Annotated in this window: 16 protein-coding genes; 9 read left to right on the top strand and 7 right to left on the bottom strand. The window is 48.5% G+C overall.

Going from position 1 to position 17317, the window contains the following annotated elements:
• Window positions 1–57 precede the first annotated feature (57 nt).
• From uvrA to J7445_RS05685, 4 genes are all read left to right on the top strand, one after another.
• The gene (gene uvrA / locus J7445_RS05700) at window positions 58–2952 is read left to right on the top strand and encodes an excinuclease ABC subunit UvrA (protein ID WP_209283304.1); all 2895 of its coding nucleotides are present in this window, start codon (window positions 58–60) and stop codon (window positions 2950–2952) included.
• On the top strand, window positions 2939–4690 hold the full coding sequence (locus J7445_RS05695; protein ID WP_209283303.1) for an AAA family ATPase: 1752 nt from the start codon (window positions 2939–2941) through the stop codon (window positions 4688–4690). The genes uvrA and J7445_RS05695 overlap by 14 nt, the downstream gene beginning before the upstream one ends.
• Before the next feature lie 283 nt (window positions 4691–4973).
• On the top strand, window positions 4974–5117 hold the full coding sequence (locus J7445_RS05690) for a hypothetical protein (protein WP_209283383.1): 144 nt from the start codon (window positions 4974–4976) through the stop codon (window positions 5115–5117).
• 16 nt (window positions 5118–5133) lie between these two features.
• A complete protein-coding gene (locus tag J7445_RS05685; protein WP_244969528.1) occupies window positions 5134–5502 on the top strand; it encodes an REP-associated tyrosine transposase in 369 nt (122 codons plus the stop codon).
• Between the two features lie 223 nt (window positions 5503–5725).
• Here J7445_RS05685 and J7445_RS05680 read toward each other — a convergent pair whose 3' ends face one another.
• Window positions 5726–6094, bottom strand: a complete 369-nt coding sequence (locus J7445_RS05680) for a DUF5339 family protein (RefSeq protein WP_209283302.1) — start codon at window positions 6092–6094, stop codon at window positions 5726–5728.
• 619 nt (window positions 6095–6713) lie between these two features.
• Between J7445_RS05680 and nrdG the strand changes: the two genes are divergently transcribed.
• Together nrdG and nrdD are read left to right on the top strand one after the other, a co-directional pair.
• On the top strand, window positions 6714–7250 hold the full coding sequence (gene nrdG / locus J7445_RS05675; RefSeq protein ID WP_154885724.1) for an anaerobic ribonucleoside-triphosphate reductase activating protein: 537 nt from the start codon (window positions 6714–6716) through the stop codon (window positions 7248–7250).
• Between the two features lie 35 nt (window positions 7251–7285).
• Complete coding sequence (gene nrdD, locus J7445_RS05670; protein WP_154885725.1) at window positions 7286–9067, top strand: anaerobic ribonucleoside-triphosphate reductase; 1782 nt, start codon at window positions 7286–7288, stop codon at window positions 9065–9067.
• A 161-nt stretch (window positions 9068–9228) separates the two neighbouring features.
• Here nrdD and J7445_RS05665 read toward each other — a convergent pair whose 3' ends face one another.
• The 3 genes from J7445_RS05665 to J7445_RS05655 all read right to left on the bottom strand — a co-directional run bounded on the left by J7445_RS05665 (window position 9229) and on the right by J7445_RS05655 (window position 11141).
• Entirely contained in the window at window positions 9229–9558 is a 330-nt protein-coding gene (locus J7445_RS05665) for an NGK_0946 family protein (RefSeq protein WP_003743017.1), read from the bottom strand.
• Window positions 9559–9600: 42 nt separating this feature from the next.
• A complete protein-coding gene (locus J7445_RS05660) occupies window positions 9601–9852 on the bottom strand; it encodes a hypothetical protein (RefSeq protein WP_154885726.1) in 252 nt (83 codons plus the stop codon).
• Window positions 9853–10268: 416 nt separating this feature from the next.
• Entirely contained in the window at window positions 10269–11141 is an 873-nt protein-coding gene (locus tag J7445_RS05655) for a pirin family protein (RefSeq protein WP_154885727.1), read from the bottom strand.
• 162 nt (window positions 11142–11303) lie between these two features.
• Between J7445_RS05655 and J7445_RS05650 the strand changes: the two genes are divergently transcribed.
• Together J7445_RS05650 and J7445_RS05645 are read left to right on the top strand one after the other, a co-directional pair.
• Window positions 11304–11654, top strand: coding sequence for a winged helix-turn-helix transcriptional regulator (locus J7445_RS05650; RefSeq protein WP_154885740.1), 351 nt, complete (start codon window positions 11304–11306; stop codon window positions 11652–11654).
• 130 nt (window positions 11655–11784) lie between these two features.
• Window positions 11785–12270 carry a DUF4189 domain-containing protein gene (locus J7445_RS05645; RefSeq protein WP_039855981.1) on the top strand — a complete coding sequence of 162 codons (486 nt, stop codon included), beginning with the start codon at window positions 11785–11787 and terminating at the stop codon, window positions 12268–12270.
• A 112-nt stretch (window positions 12271–12382) separates the two neighbouring features.
• On the opposite strand, the gene J7445_RS05640 is transcribed toward J7445_RS05645, so the two are convergent.
• Complete coding sequence (locus tag J7445_RS05640) at window positions 12383–12949, bottom strand: peptidylprolyl isomerase (protein WP_019270206.1); 567 nt, start codon at window positions 12947–12949, stop codon at window positions 12383–12385.
• Between the two features lie 148 nt (window positions 12950–13097).
• The gene (locus tag J7445_RS05635; protein WP_209283301.1) at window positions 13098–13658 is read right to left on the bottom strand and encodes a YceI family protein; all 561 of its coding nucleotides are present in this window, start codon (window positions 13656–13658) and stop codon (window positions 13098–13100) included.
• Window positions 13659–13800: 142 nt separating this feature from the next.
• Here J7445_RS05635 and J7445_RS05630 point away from each other — a divergent pair, with 142 nt between their 5' ends.
• The gene (locus J7445_RS05630; protein ID WP_209283300.1) at window positions 13801–14607 is read left to right on the top strand and encodes an integrase core domain-containing protein; all 807 of its coding nucleotides are present in this window, start codon (window positions 13801–13803) and stop codon (window positions 14605–14607) included.
• 98 nt (window positions 14608–14705) lie between these two features.
• Here the strand turns inward: J7445_RS05630 and J7445_RS05625 are convergent, their stop codons facing one another.
• Window positions 14706–17153: a DNA translocase FtsK gene (locus tag J7445_RS05625; RefSeq protein ID WP_209283299.1), complete on the bottom strand. Its 2448-nt coding sequence runs from the start codon at window positions 17151–17153 to the stop codon at window positions 14706–14708.
• Between the last annotated feature and the right edge of the window lie 164 nt (window positions 17154–17317).

The following is a 17317-nucleotide window of genomic DNA, read 5'->3' as shown; positions in this document are numbered from 1 at the left end:
CCAAGCGAAAAGTGTTACAATAGCCGTTTTATTTTAGCCGCTTAAGGCAGTCCGACCATGTGTAACCACCATCATCAAAACGACAGCAAAACTCCCCACTCAGAAGCCCGCGACAACGACACCATCCGCATCCGCGGCGCGCGCACGCATAATTTGAAAAACGTTGATTTGGACATTCCGCGCCACAAGCTGGTGGTGGTTACGGGGCTGTCGGGCAGCGGCAAGTCGTCGCTGGCGTTTGACACGTTGTATGCCGAAGGACAGCGGCGTTATGTCGAGAGCCTTTCCGCCTATGCACGGCAATTTTTGCAGATGATGGACAAGCCCGATGTCGATTTGATCGAAGGTCTGTCGCCCGCGATTTCCATCGAGCAGAAATCTACCAGCCATAACCCGCGTTCCACCGTCGGCACGGTAACGGAAATCCATGATTACCTGCGCCTTTTGTACGCCCGCGTCGGCACGCCGTATTGCCCCGAACACAATTTGCCGCTGTCGAGCCAAACCGTATCGCAGATGGTCGATGCCGTCTTGAAGCTGCCGGAAGACACGCGCGTGATGATTTTGGCGCCGGCGGTGCGAGAGCGTAAGGGCGAGTTTGTCGATTTCTTTGCCGACTTGCAGGCGCAGGGTTTTGCGCGGGTGCGCGTGGACGGCGAGGTCTATCAGTTGGACGAAGTGCCGAAGCTGGAAAAAAACATCAAGCACAATATCGACGTGGTCATCGACCGCGTGAAAGTGAAGGCGGACATCAAGCAGCGGCTGGCGGAAAGTTTTGAAACCGCGCTGCGCCACGGCAACGAGCGCGCGCTGGCAATGGAGATGGATAGCGGCGAAGAACATTGGTTTTCCGCGCGTTTCGCCTGCCCCGTGTGTTCGTACAGCCTGCCCGAATTGGAACCGCGCCTCTTTTCGTTCAACAACCCGATGGGCTCCTGCCCGACTTGCGACGGCTTGGGCAACACCAATTTCTTTGATCCCGAAAAAGTGGTCGCCCATCCCGAACTGTCGCTGGCAACGGGCGCGATTGACGGTTGGGACAAGCGCAACCAGTTCTATTTCCAAATGATTCAGTCGCTGGCGCGGCATTACGGTTTCGATGTGCAGGCTGCTTGGGAAACGCTGCCTGAAAAAGTGAAAAAAGTCGTGTTGCACGGCTCGGGCAAAGAAGTCATTGATTTCACCTACCTATCCGAACGCGGCACCACCTTCAACCGCAGCCACGCCTTCGAAGGCATCATCCCCAATCTCGAACGCCGCTACCGCGAAACCGACAGCGAAACCGTGCGCGAAAAACTGCGCGAATACCAAAACCACCGCGCCTGCCCAAGCTGCGGCGGCGCACGTTTGCGCAAAGAAGCGCGCTACGTTTACGTCAGTGGCGAACCCTTGCACGAAGTCTCCGCCTGGCCGCTCACCAAAACCCACCAATTCTTTGAAACGCTGGATTTGGACGGCAACAAAAAACAAATCGCCGAAAAAATCCTCAAAGAAATCACCGAGCGGCTCGGCTTCCTGATCAACGTCGGGCTGGATTACCTGAACTTGAGCCGCTCCGCCGAAACCCTTTCCGGCGGCGAAGCCCAGCGCATCCGCCTCGCCAGCCAAATCGGCAGCGGCCTGACCGGCGTGATGTACGTTTTGGACGAACCCTCCATCGGCCTGCACCAGCGCGACAACGACCGCCTGCTCGCCACCCTCAAACGTCTGCGCGATTTGGGCAACAGCGTGATTGTGGTCGAACACGACGAAGACGCCATCCGCGAAGCCGATTTCGTCGTCGATATGGGCCCCGGCGCAGGAGAACACGGCGGCAACGTACTGATTGCCGACACGCCCGAAAACGTCGCCAAATGCGAAAACTCCGTTACCGGACAATACCTCAGCGGCAAAAAATCCATTGCCGTGCCGTCTGAACGCACGCCCGTCAATCCCGACCGGATGCTCGTCCTCAAAGGCGCGCGCGGCAACAACCTCAAAAACGTCACCCTCGAACTGCCGCTCGGTTTGATTACCTGCATCACCGGCGTATCCGGCAGCGGCAAATCTACCCTGATTAACGACACCCTCGCCAAAATCACCGCCCGCGAACTCAACCGCGCCCAAGAAGAACCCGCCCCATACGACGACATCCGCGGCCTCGAACACCTCGACAAAGTCATCAACGTCGACCAATCCCCCATCGGCCGCACCCCGCGCTCCAACCCCGCCACCTACACCGGCCTGTTCACCCCCATCCGCGAACTCTTCGCCGGCGTACCCCTCTCGCGCGAACGCGGCTACAACGTCGGCAGATTCTCCTTCAACGTCAAAGGCGGCCGCTGCGAAGCCTGCCAAGGCGACGGCGTGATTAAAGTCGAAATGCACTTCCTGCCCGACGTGTACGTCCCCTGCGAAGTCTGTCACGGCAAACGTTACAACCGCGAAACGCTCGAAATCCAATACAAAGGCAAAAACATCAGCCAAGTCCTCGACATGACCGTCGAAGAAGCCCGCGAATTTTTCGACGCCGTCCCCACCGTATCGCGCAAACTGCAAACCCTGATGGACGTAGGCCTAGGCTACATCCGCCTCGGACAGTCCGCCACCACCCTCTCCGGCGGCGAAGCCCAGCGCGTCAAACTCGCCCTAGAACTCTCCAAACGCGACACCGGCAGAACGCTCTACATCCTCGACGAACCGACCACCGGCCTGCACTTCGCCGACATCGCCCTGCTGCTGGAAGTCATAGGTCGTCTGAAAGGCAAAGGCAACTCTATTGTGATTATCGAGCATAATCTGGATGTAATTAAAACCGCGGATTGGATTGTGGACTTGGGGCCCGAGGGGGGAGATGGGGGGGGGAGGATTATTGCTGAAGGCAGTCCAGAGCAGGTGGCGAAGGTTAAGGGAAGTTATACTGGTAAGTATTTGAAAAGAATATTAAAAGGACAAAAAAATGAAATTGCGTAAAGTAAATTTTACAAATCACTTTATTTTTAAAGATTTAGAACTTTCATTTATTAATGAAAGTTCCCAAGTTTTTAATACCATCATTTTTGCAGGAGAAAATGGTGCTGGAAAAACTGTTTTACTAAATACATTATATGAGTTAATAAAACTACCTATTAACAATCAGGAAGTTAGTGAGTTATTGGGTCAGGGAAGTTATGAATTTGAATTTTCGAAAAAAGAAATGGAAGAGACTTTATTTAGAGGCATTTCTGAAGAAGAGTTAAAACCCCTATTATCAATAGATAAATTTGTTATTAAAATAGAATTTAATACTAAAAAAAGTGAGTATTATTGCAACATTTATCAAAATGAAATGCAATCTTTACTAAACCATAATGTGAATATTCACTTACTTAGTTACATAAATAATATAAATAAAATTAGAGGCATATTTTCAGACACTGAAATTAATTTTGAATCAAGTGGTATTTATAATATTACAGCTAGTCAAGTTGATGATATTCAACATGAGAAACTCATTCGAAGTAAAGTAAATTCACCTACTATACTAAAGCAGTTACTAATTGATTTATACAGCCAAGATAATTCAAAAATAGCTAATGCGATAAACAACAGCAATCCTGAGAAAAAATGTGGGGAAATCAGAGCTAATTTAGATCTAAAAATAAACAGGTTTAAATCAGCTTTTGAAAAAATAATTGAAAATAAAAAAATGGTTAAATCAGATGTATTGGAGGGTAGTCATCAAATTATTTTCGAAGATTTACGTAATAATCAAGAAATTTCCATTGATGATTTAAGTTCAGGTGAAAAACAAATTATTTATCGAGGCTCATTTTTATTACAAAATCAGAAAGTCCTAGAAGATCCTATTGTATTTATTGATGAGCCTGAAATTAGTCTACATCCTGATTGGCAAATTAAGATTTTAGATTTCTATAAAAATATTTTAACTAATCAGATAACTAATCAGTTAGAAGCACAATTATTTGTAGTAACTCATTCGCCTTTTATTTTGCACAATATTAATCTGGATACAGATAAGGTTGTTATTCTTGAACGCGATGAATATGGAAATGTAAGGAAAAAACAGTCTAATGAATTTTATAACTATACATCACCTGAATTAATTAAGTCTGCTTTTAAATTACCAACAGAAATGTTTGTCACAGAAAAAAATATTATTTTTGTTGAAGGAAAAACTGATAAGCAATATATTGAAAAAACAATTGATACATTTAACTTGCCTGCAAATAATATTGAAGTTAAGTTTATTGGTAGCTATAAAGCCAATAAAAACAATGGAAGTGGCGAAAGCAATCTACAAAAAGCATTAGAATTCTTATCTGATAATCATACTATATATAAACAAAAAATTTGTATTCTATTTGATAACGATGATGGGAAAAATTTATCAGAAAAACAAACTAAATTTGCTATTGAAAACAAAATACTTGTTAAGACACACGAGTTTAACAAAAACAATGCTAAAAACATCACTCGTGGAATTGAGAATTTAATCGAATTCTCTACTGATTTTTGTATGGATGATTATTTTGAAGAAGACGAGAAAGAATATCCAACAGGATTGGGTAGGAATAGAAAAGTTACTATTCCTGTTTTAAAAAAACAAAAATTAGCAGATGATATTTGTAAATTGGATAACTCGGTTTTAAAACGTATGCTTCTGAAAATTAAAGAATCTCTTGAGCCTATAATAGATGAAATTAATTAGTAAGCAAGCCGTAGCCTGGATATTCAACCGATCGCGTGCGTGACTACGCCACACACCCTACCTGTGAATTACGCGGAACTTCAAAACCAATGTGTAGGGTGTGTGCGGTACGCACGCACGCGGTTGCTTGATTGACGGCTTGCCGTTTCAACTTTTAACTTCGTTGAAGCTAGCGCTTTCAGACGACCTCAAAGGTCGTCTGAAAACGTCAAATTTAACAAAGCTAGAATCTTAAACAACAAACCATTCCTTCCCTAACCCCCAAACAAAAAACAAAAATCCTATGGCGCGTTATCGCAGAAACTTCATTGCCGGCGGCACATTCTTTTTCACCGTCAAACTCGCCGATCCAAAATCGCGCCTGCTTGTCGAACATATCGACTTCGCGCGCGGCTTATATGGATGTGTAAAAACAATATCCCTTTGAAACCGTCGCCGTATGCGTGCTAACGAACCACATTCATGCCATTTGGACGCTGCCGCCCGACGATGCGGATTATTCCCTGCGCTGGCGGCTGATTAAAACCAAATTCTCCGCCCATTTCCCTCGTGCCGAAAACCTGTCTGCCAGCAAACAGCGGCGGCACGAACGCGGTATTTGTCAACGGCGTTTTTACGAACACACCGTGCGCGACGAAACGGATTTGCAACGTTGCGCGGACTACATCCATTTCAATCCCGTCAAACATGGATTGTGTGGCAATGTCCGCGATTGGGCGTTTTCGTCGTTTCACCGTTATGTGCGGGATGGATGGCTGCCGTTGGATTGGGGCGGAACAAAAGAAACGGCGGTAATGAGTTTTGGAGAGTGAATACGCTATAAAAAACTACCCGCTGCGGGCAGCATAAACTTTAAAACAGACGGGTATTGTGTGTGCGCTACCCACGCATGCCGCTATCTAATTGACGGTTTGCCGTTTTAAATTTTCAGACGACCTTTAAGGTCGTCTGAAAGCAAATTGCAGATTGAAAGGTATAAATAAAAAAACGGATTCCGAGTAGTCGGAATCCGTTTTCGCTATAAGATGTCTCGTATTATTTAGCTTCTTCTTTTGCTGCCGCAGCTTCATTTTTGGCTTCTTCAGTAGCGTCTTTCGCTTCTTCGGCAGCTTCTTTTGCTTCTTCAGCTTTATCTTCAGGAGAAGCGGCAGGGGCATCACCTTTCAATCCATCCAAAGCAGCTTTACAGGTAGCGTCTCTTTGGTCAGCAGGCATATCTTTCAAGGCTGCTTTAGTTTGCTCAAATGATTTTTGCATCAGGTCTTTTGTGCCTGCATCAACGCCTTTAGTAATGTCGGCAAAGGCTTTTTCGTATTCGTCGCAAACAGCAGAAGAAGAGCTGCCGCCACATGCGGACAAAGACAGTGCGGTTAGCAGAGTTGCCAATAAAGCTGATGTTTTCATGAGTCTCTCTTTTGAATTTTGGTTAAAAGAAACGATATATTAAATCATTTCGGTGATGTGTCAAGTATGGTTATTCTATTTCTTTGTTTAAAATCATGTGATTAAGTATATTTACGGCATATTAAAGTATGAAGTTTATTTAATAAATTCCGTTATTAAATAGTGTTTCTTAATTGAATTTATAAGATAAAAATTGGAATTATTTAAATGGCAACTGAATTTCGTTTGGTACTTTAGCGAAATTATCATTTTTCTTGTTCAATAATGGAAGATCTTATCATGGCTTGTGTGGTTTGCTGGAAACAGATGCTCTTGAAAAGCTCCCTTAAATATCTTGGGAAGAGGTTAGGGAATTTTGCGAAGGAATCGACTTTTTGTATTTTTGGTTTTAGGATTATTGAGTGTTTTGCTACAACGGAGTTTGCTTATCTTTTGATTTGTATTTTAAACCGTGGTTGTGGATACGAGTTCTTTATTCACACTGCTTTTAATTTGAAAAATCAATATAGCTAATTATAAAAAGCTATTACCACTGTTTGTTGTATTGTTAAATAAAAATACCATATCTTGTGTCTTTGTGATTTAATTCACACCATATGTTGTGTTTGTGTGATAAATCATGAAAACGTTGAAATTCACAATCGAGCAAATCGTATGGCAGGAAGTACCGGGCGAAGTGTCGCTGGCGTTTCTGTTTTCAGGTTGCCCGTTGCGTTGCAAGGGCTGCCACAGTGCCGATGCGTGGAAAGAGGGTGTCGGCACGGAATTGACCGAGGATTATTTGAGAGGTCGTCTGAAACGCTATCGCGGGCTGATTAGCTGCGTGTTGTTTATGGGCGGGGAATGGCAGCCGGAAGCCTTGCAGAAAATGTTGGGCATCGTGACGCAGGCGGGTCTGAAAGCCTGTTTGTACACTGGTTTGGAGCGTGAGGAGCTGGAAGCGGTTTCAGACGGCATCCTGCCTTATCTGACGTATCTGAAAACCGGTCGCTGGCAGATGGAGCTGGGCGGCTTGGACAGCCCGACAACTAATCAGAAGTTTATCGATTTGCGCACGGGCGAGGTGTTGAACCGCTTGTTTATCAAAGACAAACCCGTGCCCAAAATCATCCCGATTACGACTCAGCCGCAGGCAGCGGCTTTTCAGACGGCCTGAGGCTTTTTTATCCAACCCACACAGGAGGAATTAACATGATTCGGCTGCATCCCGAACAGTTAAACGGCAAACTGCAATTCATGCACGACTACATCAGCGCGCAAAACGCGGCGGACGGCTCGAAAATGGACGCCAACGCCAACGTTACCCAGAAAAACATTGCCACGATGGAAGCGGAAATCATGAAAGACTTTTTCGTGCAGATTAACCGCGCCCAAGTGTCGCGCAAAATCGCCGAAATTTTCGACCAATCCGTTGCCGACGAATACATCCGCCAGATTGAGGCACATGAGATTTATGTCCACGACGAAACCAGCCTCAAGCCTTATTGTGTGTCGGTTACGCTGTATCCCTTCCTGCTCGACGGCTTAAGCAAACTTGGCGGCGAATCTAAGGCACCGCAACATCTGGCTTCGTTTTGCGGCTCGTTTATCAATCTTGTGTTTGCCATCAGCGCGCAGTTTGCCGGCGCGGTGGCAACGGTGGAATTTCTGACCTATTTCGACTACTTCGCCCGCAAAGACTACGGCGACGATTATTTGGAAACCCACGGCAAAGAAATCGCCAACCACATGCAGCAGGTGGTGTACAGCATCAACCAGCCCGCCGCCGCGCGCGGTTATCAGAGCGTGTTTTGGAATATTTCCGTTTACGATCAATACTATTTCGACGCGATGTTCGGCGATTTCGTCTTCCCCGATTTCAGCAAACCGGTGTGGGCGAGCGTGGCGAAGCTGCAAAATTTCTTCCTCAAATGGTTCAATCAGGAGCGCACCAAAGCCGTTTTGACCTTCCCCGTCGTGACCGCTGCGATGCTGACCGACGGCGGCAAATGCAAAGACACCGTGTTTGCCGACGAAATGGCGAAAGAGTTGGCGGAAGGAAATTCCTTCTTCGTTTATCTTTCCGACAACCCCGACTCGCTGGCTTCCTGCTGCCGCCTGCGCAACGCCATCGAAGACCGAACCTTCAGCTACACCCTCGGTGCGGGCGGCGTGGCGACCGGTTCCATCAACGTCATCACCATCAACATGAACCGGCTGGAACAAGACAGACGCGACCTTGCCGCCGAAGTGGGCAAAATCCACAAATACCAATACGCCTACCGCAAACTGATGGAAGAATACCAAGCCGCCGGAATGCTGCCCGTTTACGATGCAGGCTTCATCACGCTGGACAAACAGTTCCTCACTATCGGTATCAATGGCATGGCGGAAGCCGCCGAATCGCAAGGCATCAAAGTCGGCTACAACGACGACTACATCAACTTCGTCCAAGGTCGTCTGAAAACCATATTCGAAGCTAACCAAGCTGCCAGCAAACACTACGGCGTGAAGTTCAACACCGAGTTTGTTCCCGCCGAAAACCTCGGCGTGAAAAACGCCAAATGGGACAAAGCCGACGGCTACAAAGTCAGCCGCGAATGCTACAACTCCTATTTCTACGTCGTTGAAGACGAAGAAATCAACGCGCTCGACAAGTTCCTGCTGCACGGCAAAGAACTGGTGGACTGGCTCGACGGCGGCTCCGCGCTGCACCTGAACCTCGACGAAGCCCTGCCCGAATCCGGCTACCGCTCGCTCTTGGACATTGCCGCGCAAACCGGCTGCAACTACTTCTGCGTGAACGTGCGCATCACCATCTGCAACGAATGCGGCCACATCGACAAACGCACCCTGCACGCTTGTTCCGCCTGCGGTTCGCACGACATCGACTACGGCACCCGCGTTATCGGCTACCTGAAGCGCGTATCCGCCTTCTCAAGCGGACGGCGCAAAGAACACGCGCTACGGCATTACCACCGCAAAGCGGCTTGATGATATTCAATAGATAAAGGTCGTCTGAAACTTGGGTTTCAAGTTTCAGACGACCTTTTGGGTTTTGTTTATGACTTTATTCGGGATGAATGAGTTTGAAGCCGAGAATAAGAAAAACGACCGATACGCTGTACCGGTCGTTTTTACGAATACCTGCTAAATTAGAACCAAGCTTTGATCAGAGCAGCAGTACCTGCAATACCGCCAATCAGACCGACCGCACCGGCAGCAGTGCCCATTGCACCGTTGATTTGGTCTCGTTTGTTGGCGCGTTTTTCACGTTCCAATGCCAGCTCTTCAGAAACGTTTGCACGTTGGCGACGGTGTTGTTCCAGTTCCGCACGGGAGAGTTGGGCAGAGGCGCGGTTACGGCCTGCTTTGATGGCTGCGGAATCGTCACCGATAGCCAAGTCACCTACGGAGCTTCCTTGAGTAGCGCAACCTGTTACTACCAGAGAAGAAAGAAGCAGGGCAGCAATTGTTTTTTTCATGATTTTTACCTAGTAAAAAAATTAAGCGGGTGTATTGTAAATTTAGTGGAGGATATAAATTTTTTGATTACCGTAAGCACGTTTGATGGCATCTGCTTCATCCATCATTTCCTCGTGGCGTTCGCGACGGCGTTCGGCACGCTCTACTCGTTCATCGCGCTGAACTCTTTGGGAATCAGCTCGCATTGTTGCTTCTTGTTCAGGTGAAGGTAAGAAGCGCATATTGCCATAGGTGGGAGAACAGCCGACTAGTGCAGATAACACGAGGGACATCAAAACAGTTTTTTTCAACATAACAGATCCACTTGTCTTTAGAGAGGGTTAGTTTGGGTTAATTTTTTTCATTTTATATCAATATTATGAGTTTAGCAAACTATTTTATGAGTGTTTGGGAAGTCTAAAAATCAATATGGTATGAATACCAACAAACGGTAATGCTAATATTTTAATATGTAACCCATTGTTTAAATAAGGTAATATTTGAATAAGTATCAGATATTTGTATGCCTGGTTATATAAATTTACTAATATAAGTAATTAAATATTAATAAGGCTTTTATGTTATGTTTTGCATCATTTCAGTCGAGCTATATTTTATGTTTCATAGATAAAAAAGAGGTTGTCCCAAGCAATTAAGACAACCTTAAATAAAAATATAATTAAGATGGAAGGCAGGTAGGCTGCCCATAGCTAAGATTTCTTTGAACTGTTTAATCTATACCGCCGAATTTGCCGCTTTTGAAATCGCTGATGGCTTGGCGGATTTCTTCGGTGGTATTCATCACAAACGGACCATAGCCGACGACGGGTTCGTCAATCGGGACGCCGGAGAGTAAAAGGATTTTGACTTCTTCGCTGCCGGCTTCTATGTGTACGTTGCTGCCGCTTTTTTCAAAGCCGACCAATTGTCCAGCTCCGGCCTGCTCTTTGCCGTTTAGGGTAACGTTGCCCCGCAGGACGACCATGGACAGGTTGTGGGTTTCGGGTATTTCCAATACGGTTTTTTTACTGGCATTCAGAACGATGTCCCAGACGTTCATTTCAGTGAAGGTGTCGGCCGCGCCTTTCACGCCTTTGTATTCTCCTGCAATCAGCCGCAGATAACCTGCCTCGTCAGGGAACTCGACGACGGGAATGTCGGCTTTGGCGAGATGCTGATAGCGCGGCGGGGTGTTTTTGTCTTTGGCGGGCAGGTTGACCCAAAGTTGAACCATTTCAAACAGTCCGCCTTTTTTGCTGAAGTTTTCGGAGTGGAATTCTTCATGGATGATGCCCGAGCCTGCGGTCATCCATTGCACGTCGCCTTCGTAAATGATGCCTCCGCCTCCGCTGGAGTCGCGGTGTGCCACTTCGCCGTGGTAGGCGATGGTAACGGTTTCGAAGCCTTTGTGCGGATGTTGTCCGACTCCGCGCGGGTGGCGGGTTTCGTTGGGAGCAAACTCATGCGGTGCGGCGTAGTCGAGCATTAGGAAGGGATTGGTGCCGCGGTCGTCGCCCATGTGGGAGAACAGGGGTTGGACGAGGAATCCGTCACCGACCCAGTGTTGGCTGTCGGTACGGTAGATTTGTCTGATATTGCGCATGATGAGGCTCCTTCTTGTGGGGTCGTCTGAAAATTTTCAGACGACCTTTGTGTAATGAAATCAATAATGTCGTGGTTGCCATACTTTGTTGTATGTATTATATGGGGTACAAACTTATTAACAAGTACGCACAATTTTTATACCGTCATTCGGAGGTCAATGATGGAGGAAACAGAACATCCGCACGACTCTTGCTGTCCGGTCGTCAATACTTTGGATATTATCGGCGGCAAGTGGAAGGTATTGATTTTATATTATTTACACGGGGAAATCCGACGATTCAACGAGTTGCAGCGTCTGTTGGCGGGCGTTACCCAGCGGATGTTGACGTTGCAGCTGCGCGAGCTGGAAAACGACGGTATTGTCCATCGTGAAGTGTATCCGCAGGTGCCGCCGAAGGTGGAGTATTCGTTGACGGCGTTCGGGCAGACATTGATGCCCGTTATCGAGGCGATGCACCGTTGGGGCGTGCAATACGCCGCAGAATGTGTGAAACACAGAAAGCAGCCGTAGGATAAGCAGCTTTCAGACGACCTTTAGTCCGTCCGAGCAGGATAAGGTCGTCTGAAAGGGGCATATATCATGCCGTTCTTTTGTTTTATAATGACAACAGCCGATGTAAATAAAGTAATCAGGGATGAATATGAAAAAAACAGTTATTGCATTGCTTCTTGCCGTATGTGCAGGTACTGCGGGGGCGGCGGATACTTATGGCTACTTGGTCATGTGGCAGAATCCTGCGGATGGCGGCAGTGCCGTACAGCTCAAAACAACCAAAGAAAATGCTTCGCAACTGGAAGCAAATGCCGAATTGGAGGCTTTTTGCCGCGCACAAGATACACTTTCGGGCGTGCAGCAGGGGCAGGCGACGGGGTGTAAGTCGGTTATTCCGCTTCACAATACCTGTATCGCGCTTGCTTATCCGAAAGCGCAAGGCGGCCTCACGGCGGAAAATGTGGTTGCCATCACTTCTCCGCGTTTCAAAAGCGTCCATCAGACTGCGTTGAACCAATGTATTAAAAAATATGGGACGCAAGGTCAATGTGGTTTGGAAATTGCGTATTGTACGTCCGCTGATTTATATAGCGGTCAGGTCAGGGCGTTTTGGAACCGCTTGAAATCGTTGTAAGTCATTGAGTTGATTTTTATGGCGTAGCCATTTAAGACAAAAAAGGTCGTCTGAAAATCGGAGTCCGTTATTTCGATTTTTCAGACGACCTTTTTATTTGGATTCGCGATATTTATTGGGTGACGGTTATACGTTTGATAATAATGGGTTTGACTGGGACGTTTTGATGGAAGCCGCGTGTTTCAGTCGGGGTTTTGCTGATTTGGCGTACAACATCCATGCCCGAGGTTACTTTGCCGAAGACGGCATAGCCGTAGCCTTGCGGGGTTTTGTTTTTGAAGTTGAGGAATGTATTGTCGGCAGTGTTGATGAAGAACTGGCTGGTGGCGGAATTAGGATCGCCGGTGCGTGCCATGGCGATGGTGCCGACAGTGTTTTTTAAGCCGTTGTCCGCTTCGTTGATAACAGCTTTATCTGTGGTTTTTTGGGTAAGGTCCGGGGTAAAGCCGCCGCCTTGAATCATAAAGCCGTCGATAACGCGGTGGAAGACGGTGTTGTCGTAAAAGCCTTTGCGGGCGTAGCTGACGAAGTTGGCGACGGTTTTCGGCGCTTTGGTTTCGTCGAGCGACAGGTTGATATTGCCCATATTGGTTTCGATGACAGCGCGTGTCTCGGCTTGGGCGTTGAAGGCTGCGGCAAGCGCGAGAGCGGCGAAAGTGAGTTTGAGGGTTTTGTTCATTGGAGTGTTTCTCGTAGTGTGAAAATTAAACGTTATTATCGCGGATTTTATGTGAAATCTCTAAAAGGCGTTGTGAAATATTTTAAGGTCGTCTGAAAACGGATACAGCAAGCTTCGTTTCAGACGACCTTTTGTGTTGCGCCGCGGCTTATTGTTTGGCAGCTTCGAGTTGGATGTCGATGCGGACGGTTTTGGTCATGCCTGCATCAACCAGATAGTTCACGCCCCATTTGGTGCGGTCGATGGTGGTGCTGAAGTCGCCGCCGCAGACTTCGGTTTTCGCCATCGGGCTTTGGTAGCAGTTGAATTTTTCGGCTTTGAGTTTGACGGGGGCGGTTTTGCCGTGCATGGTCAGGTTGCCGTCAACGGAGAGCAGTTTTTTGCCGTTGAAGTTGAATTTGGTGGAAACGAAGCGGATGTTCGGATATTTGGCGGCATCGAAGATGTCGGCAGATTTCAGGTGGTCGGTAAAGTGTTGCGAACCGCTTTGCAGGTTGGCAACGGGAATGGTAATGTCGATTTTGCCTTGACGTTTGGCTTGATCGAAATCGACGGAGCCGGTCAGACCGTAGAAACCGCCGACGTTGGTGCTGGTGTTGAAGTGGTCGATGGCGAAACGGGCGTTGGCATGGTATTCGTCCACTTTGTAGGTGGCGGCGGAGGCAGTACCGATGGCTGCTGCGAGTGCGGCGAAGATGATTTTTTTCATGATTCTTGTCCTTTGTATCAGGTTGTAAAGGCGTTTATCTTAACATAGGAAAGGATGAGAATCATTTCTTACGGGTGAACGGTAGGTTTACTTGTAGAAACTAGTAGCGTTGTTTACAGTATTTCCAGGAGAATACTGAAACATGAACATGCACAAAAACACCCGTCTCACCTCGCACCACCGCCAAGCCATTTGGCTGGCCTACACGCAGGGGAAAGAGAGCGTCACCTCCCTGGCACGCCGCTACCAAGTCAGCCGCGTCACCATTTACCGCGCCCTTAAAGCCGCAAGAGGCAGACTGCTCAAACCCCAAACCAGTACCAACAACCGTTTCAAACAGGCAAAGTACGGAATGAAACGCCTGGCCAAGGTAGAACGCGGCATTCAGGAAAAACTCAAAAAGCAGGCCAAACGCTACAATAAATCCTACCCCGGAGAGCCGGTACATCTCGATACCAAACGGCTGCCGCTGCTCAAAGGGCAGAAAGCCACCGATAAGCGGGATTACCTGTTTATCGCTATCGACGATTTTTCAAGGGAGCTATACGCCGCCATTTTGCCGGACAAAACCGCAGACAGTGCCGCCAAGTTTCTGGCCGAACATCTGATTGATCCCTGCCCATACCTGATTGAGTGCGTTTACTCCGACAACGGTACGGAATACAAAGGCTCGGCCAACCATGCTTTCGGTGTAGCCTGTTACGAGAACGGGATTGGTCAAAAGTTTACCCGGGTTGCCCGTCCGCAGACCAACGGTAAGGCGGAACGGGTTATCCGCACCCTGATGGAGATGTGGCATAAGAAACAGTCGTTTGACAGTCCGGAACACCGGCGAAAGGAGTTGTGCCGCTTTGTTAATTTCTATAACACTGTGAAGCCGCACCGCAGTTTGAACGGCGATACGCCGTTTGAGGTCTTGCAGGCTTATTTTTCTCAACCTGTGGTGTAAACAACGCGACGTGCTCCTACAGTTTACTCATGTTTGATAAAAAGGTCGTCTGAAAACCAATATTTCGGTTTTCAGACGACCTTTGGTAATTATTGAGATTACAACTGGTCTTTTTGCGCCAGAATCCTGCGGCTGCCGTTGATGTCGGCGGGAGAAACGACACCGGCGTTTTCGAGCGCTTCCATCAGGTTGGCGGCACGGTTGTAGCCGATGCGCAACTGGCGTTGCAGGGAGGAGATGGAAGTTTTTTTGCTTTCCAAAATGTAGGCAACGGCTTGGTCGAACAATTCGTCGCTGCCTGCATTCGGATTGACGATGTTGGTGGTTTCCAGTGCGGCTTCACCGCTGAGCAAACCTTCGACATAGTCGGCGGGGGCTTGCGATTTGACGTAGTTGACGACTTGATGCACCTCGTCGTCTGAAACGAATGCGCCTTGCAGGCGGGTCGGCTCGGCGCTGCCCGGTTGCAGGAACAGGGAATCGCCGTATTTCAGCAGTTCGTCCGCGCCCATTTGGTCGAGGATGGTACGGCTGTCGATTTTGCTTTGCACAGTAAACGCCATACGTGTCGGGATATTCGCTTTAATCAAGCCGGTGACGACATCGACGCTCGGTCGTTGGGTCGCGACAATCATATGGATACCGGCGGCGCGCGCTTTTTGGGCGAGGCGGGCAATTTGTTGTTCGACGGCTTTGCGTTCGGTCATCATCAGGTCTGCCAACTCGTCGATAACGACCACAATCATCGGCAGTTTTTCCAACGGCTCGGGGTCGTCCGGATTCAGGCTGAACGGGTTTGGCATGGGTTTGCCCGATGCTTTGGCGGCTTCGACTTTTTGGTTGAAGCCTTCCAAGTTGCGCACGCCGGCGTGGGAAAGCAGGCGGTAGCGTTTTTCCATTTCGGCGACACACCAGTTCAACGCCTGCCCTGCTTCGCGCATATCGGTAACGACCGGGCAAAGCAGGTGCGGAATGCCGTCGTAAATGCTCAATTCGAGCATTTTCGGGTCAATCATGATGAAGCGGACTTCGTCGGGCGTGGCTTTGAAAAGCATGGACATAATCATGCCGTTCACACCGACGGATTTACCCGAACCGGTCATACCGGCGACCAAAAGGTGCGGCATTTTTGCCAAGTCGCCGACGACGGGCGTACCGGAGATGTCTTTACCCAGCGCGACGGTCAGCTTGGATTTGGCTTCGGTAAACACGGGCGAAGACAAGATTTCGCTCAACATCACGTCTTGGCGTTTTTCGTTGGGCAACTCGATGCCCATGGTGTTTTTGCCCGCGATGGTTTCCACGATGCGCACGGATTGCAGCGACATAGATCGCGCCAAATCTTTAGACAGGGCAACGATTTGGCTGCCTTTTATGCCTTGCGCGGGTTCGATTTCATAACGCGTAATCACAGGGCCGGAAGTGGCGGACACGACTTGCACGCCGATGCCGAATTCTGCCAACTTAGATTCAATCAATTCGGCAGTGCGCTCTAATTCGGCAGGATTGATGCTGACGGGTTCGCCGTTGGGCAGGCGCAGCAGGTTCATGCCGGGTTTGTGGTATTCGCCTGTCTGTTGCGGCTCGTTGTCTTCAAACAAAGAAGCCTGAATTTTGGGCGGCGGCGCGACGGAGACCGCGACAGATTTGCGGTTGCTGGTGCTGCCTGCAAGCGGTGTAACTGGCGTAGCGGTGATGTTTTTGGCTTCTTTCACCATGCGGCGGGTGTTTTCCGTTTCCAAGGCTTCGGCTGTCGAGCCGTCGTCCTTGCGTCTGCCCAATGCCTTTTTCAGACGACCCCAAATGCCCGAAAACAGGCTTTCGGTATTGCGTCCAGTTTTTGCCATGACTTCCAGCCAAGACACTTGCGCCAGCAAGGAAACGGAAAGCAGCAGCATGACGCACATAATCAGCAGGCTGCCGGATTTACCCAACAGCCAAGCCAAGCCTGAACCTGCCAAAGCGCCGACCAAACCGCCCGCACCGACAGGCAGGGTTTCGTCCAAAGTATTTTGAAGGGTGAAATATTCGAGAATCGGGCTGCACACCAAAAGCAGGAACAAAGCCAGCGCGGCAACGCCGTGGTTGTACGATTTGTAGTTTTCGCGCTTTTGCAGCGGGCGGAAATTTTTATAGAGGAAAACGCACGAAGCGGCGATCCACCACCAAAACGACAGTCCAAAAAGATAATAGCCGACATCGGAAACATACGCGCCAAACAGCCCGCCGAAATTGGCGATGTCATCCGATTTCGGCACGCTGCGCGACCATGCGGGGTCGGTCATTTTGAAGCTGGCGAGGGAAATGGCGATGAAGACCGTCACCATCAGCCCGAAGAGCCACAGCGCGTCGTTAATCAGATTGACGACATGCTCGGGGCGCGCTTTTTTTTCTTCATTCTTTTGCAGCGCTTTGGCAGCCTTCAAACGCTCGGAAACCTTGTTCGGCTCGGTCTGCGTCTTGGCTTGGCTTTGACGGCGTGTAGTCGGTTTGGCGTTTGTTTTGGCTTTCGACTTTGATGCGGTTTTAGAGGATTTTGCGGTCATGGATGGATTTTTGATATTCGGTATAGGTCGTCTGAAAAGGGAAAACCGACGGGGAATCAATCCGTCGGGTGTAATGTGTGTTGGTTCAAATTATACCGTATTTACCGTTTCTGATAAAACAAGGTCGTCTGAAAAGGTTTTCAGACGACCTTGTTGTCCTAATT

Source organism: Neisseria sicca (genome assembly GCF_017753665.1).
In the GTDB taxonomy this organism is placed as follows: Bacteria; Pseudomonadota; Gammaproteobacteria; order Burkholderiales; family Neisseriaceae; genus Neisseria; species Neisseria flava.
This window is presented reverse-complemented; position numbering and strand designations above follow the sequence as displayed.

Coding starts and splice junctions, on each gene's coding strand:
- J7445_RS05660 (WP_154885726.1), bottom strand. CDS start 9,852: ATGTTGAAAAAAACTGTTTTGATGTCCCTCGTGTTATCTGCACTAGTC.
- J7445_RS05690 (WP_209283383.1), top strand. CDS start 4,974: ATGGCGCGTTATCGCAGAAACTTCATTGCCGGCGGCACATTCTTTTTC.
- J7445_RS05695 (WP_209283303.1), top strand. CDS start 2,939: ATGAAATTGCGTAAAGTAAATTTTACAAATCACTTTATTTTTAAAGAT.
- J7445_RS05650 (WP_154885740.1), top strand. CDS start 11,304: ATGGAGGAAACAGAACATCCGCACGACTCTTGCTGTCCGGTCGTCAAT.
- nrdD (WP_154885725.1), top strand. CDS start 7,286: ATGATTCGGCTGCATCCCGAACAGTTAAACGGCAAACTGCAATTCATG.
- J7445_RS05630 (WP_209283300.1), top strand. CDS start 13,801: ATGAACATGCACAAAAACACCCGTCTCACCTCGCACCACCGCCAAGCC.
- J7445_RS05625 (WP_209283299.1), bottom strand. CDS start 17,153: ATGACCGCAAAATCCTCTAAAACCGCATCAAAGTCGAAAGCCAAAACA.
- J7445_RS05635 (WP_209283301.1), bottom strand. CDS start 13,658: ATGAAAAAAATCATCTTCGCCGCACTCGCAGCAGCCATCGGTACTGCC.
- uvrA (WP_209283304.1), top strand. CDS start 58: ATGTGTAACCACCATCATCAAAACGACAGCAAAACTCCCCACTCAGAA.
- J7445_RS05640 (WP_019270206.1), bottom strand. CDS start 12,949: ATGAACAAAACCCTCAAACTCACTTTCGCCGCTCTCGCGCTTGCCGCA.
- J7445_RS05645 (WP_039855981.1), top strand. CDS start 11,785: ATGAAAAAAACAGTTATTGCATTGCTTCTTGCCGTATGTGCAGGTACT.
- J7445_RS05655 (WP_154885727.1), bottom strand. CDS start 11,141: ATGCGCAATATCAGACAAATCTACCGTACCGACAGCCAACACTGGGTC.
- J7445_RS05680 (WP_209283302.1), bottom strand. CDS start 6,094: ATGAAAACATCAGCTTTATTGGCAACTCTGCTAACCGCACTGTCTTTG.
- nrdG (WP_154885724.1), top strand. CDS start 6,714: ATGAAAACGTTGAAATTCACAATCGAGCAAATCGTATGGCAGGAAGTA.
- J7445_RS05665 (WP_003743017.1), bottom strand. CDS start 9,558: ATGAAAAAAACAATTGCTGCCCTGCTTCTTTCTTCTCTGGTAGTAACA.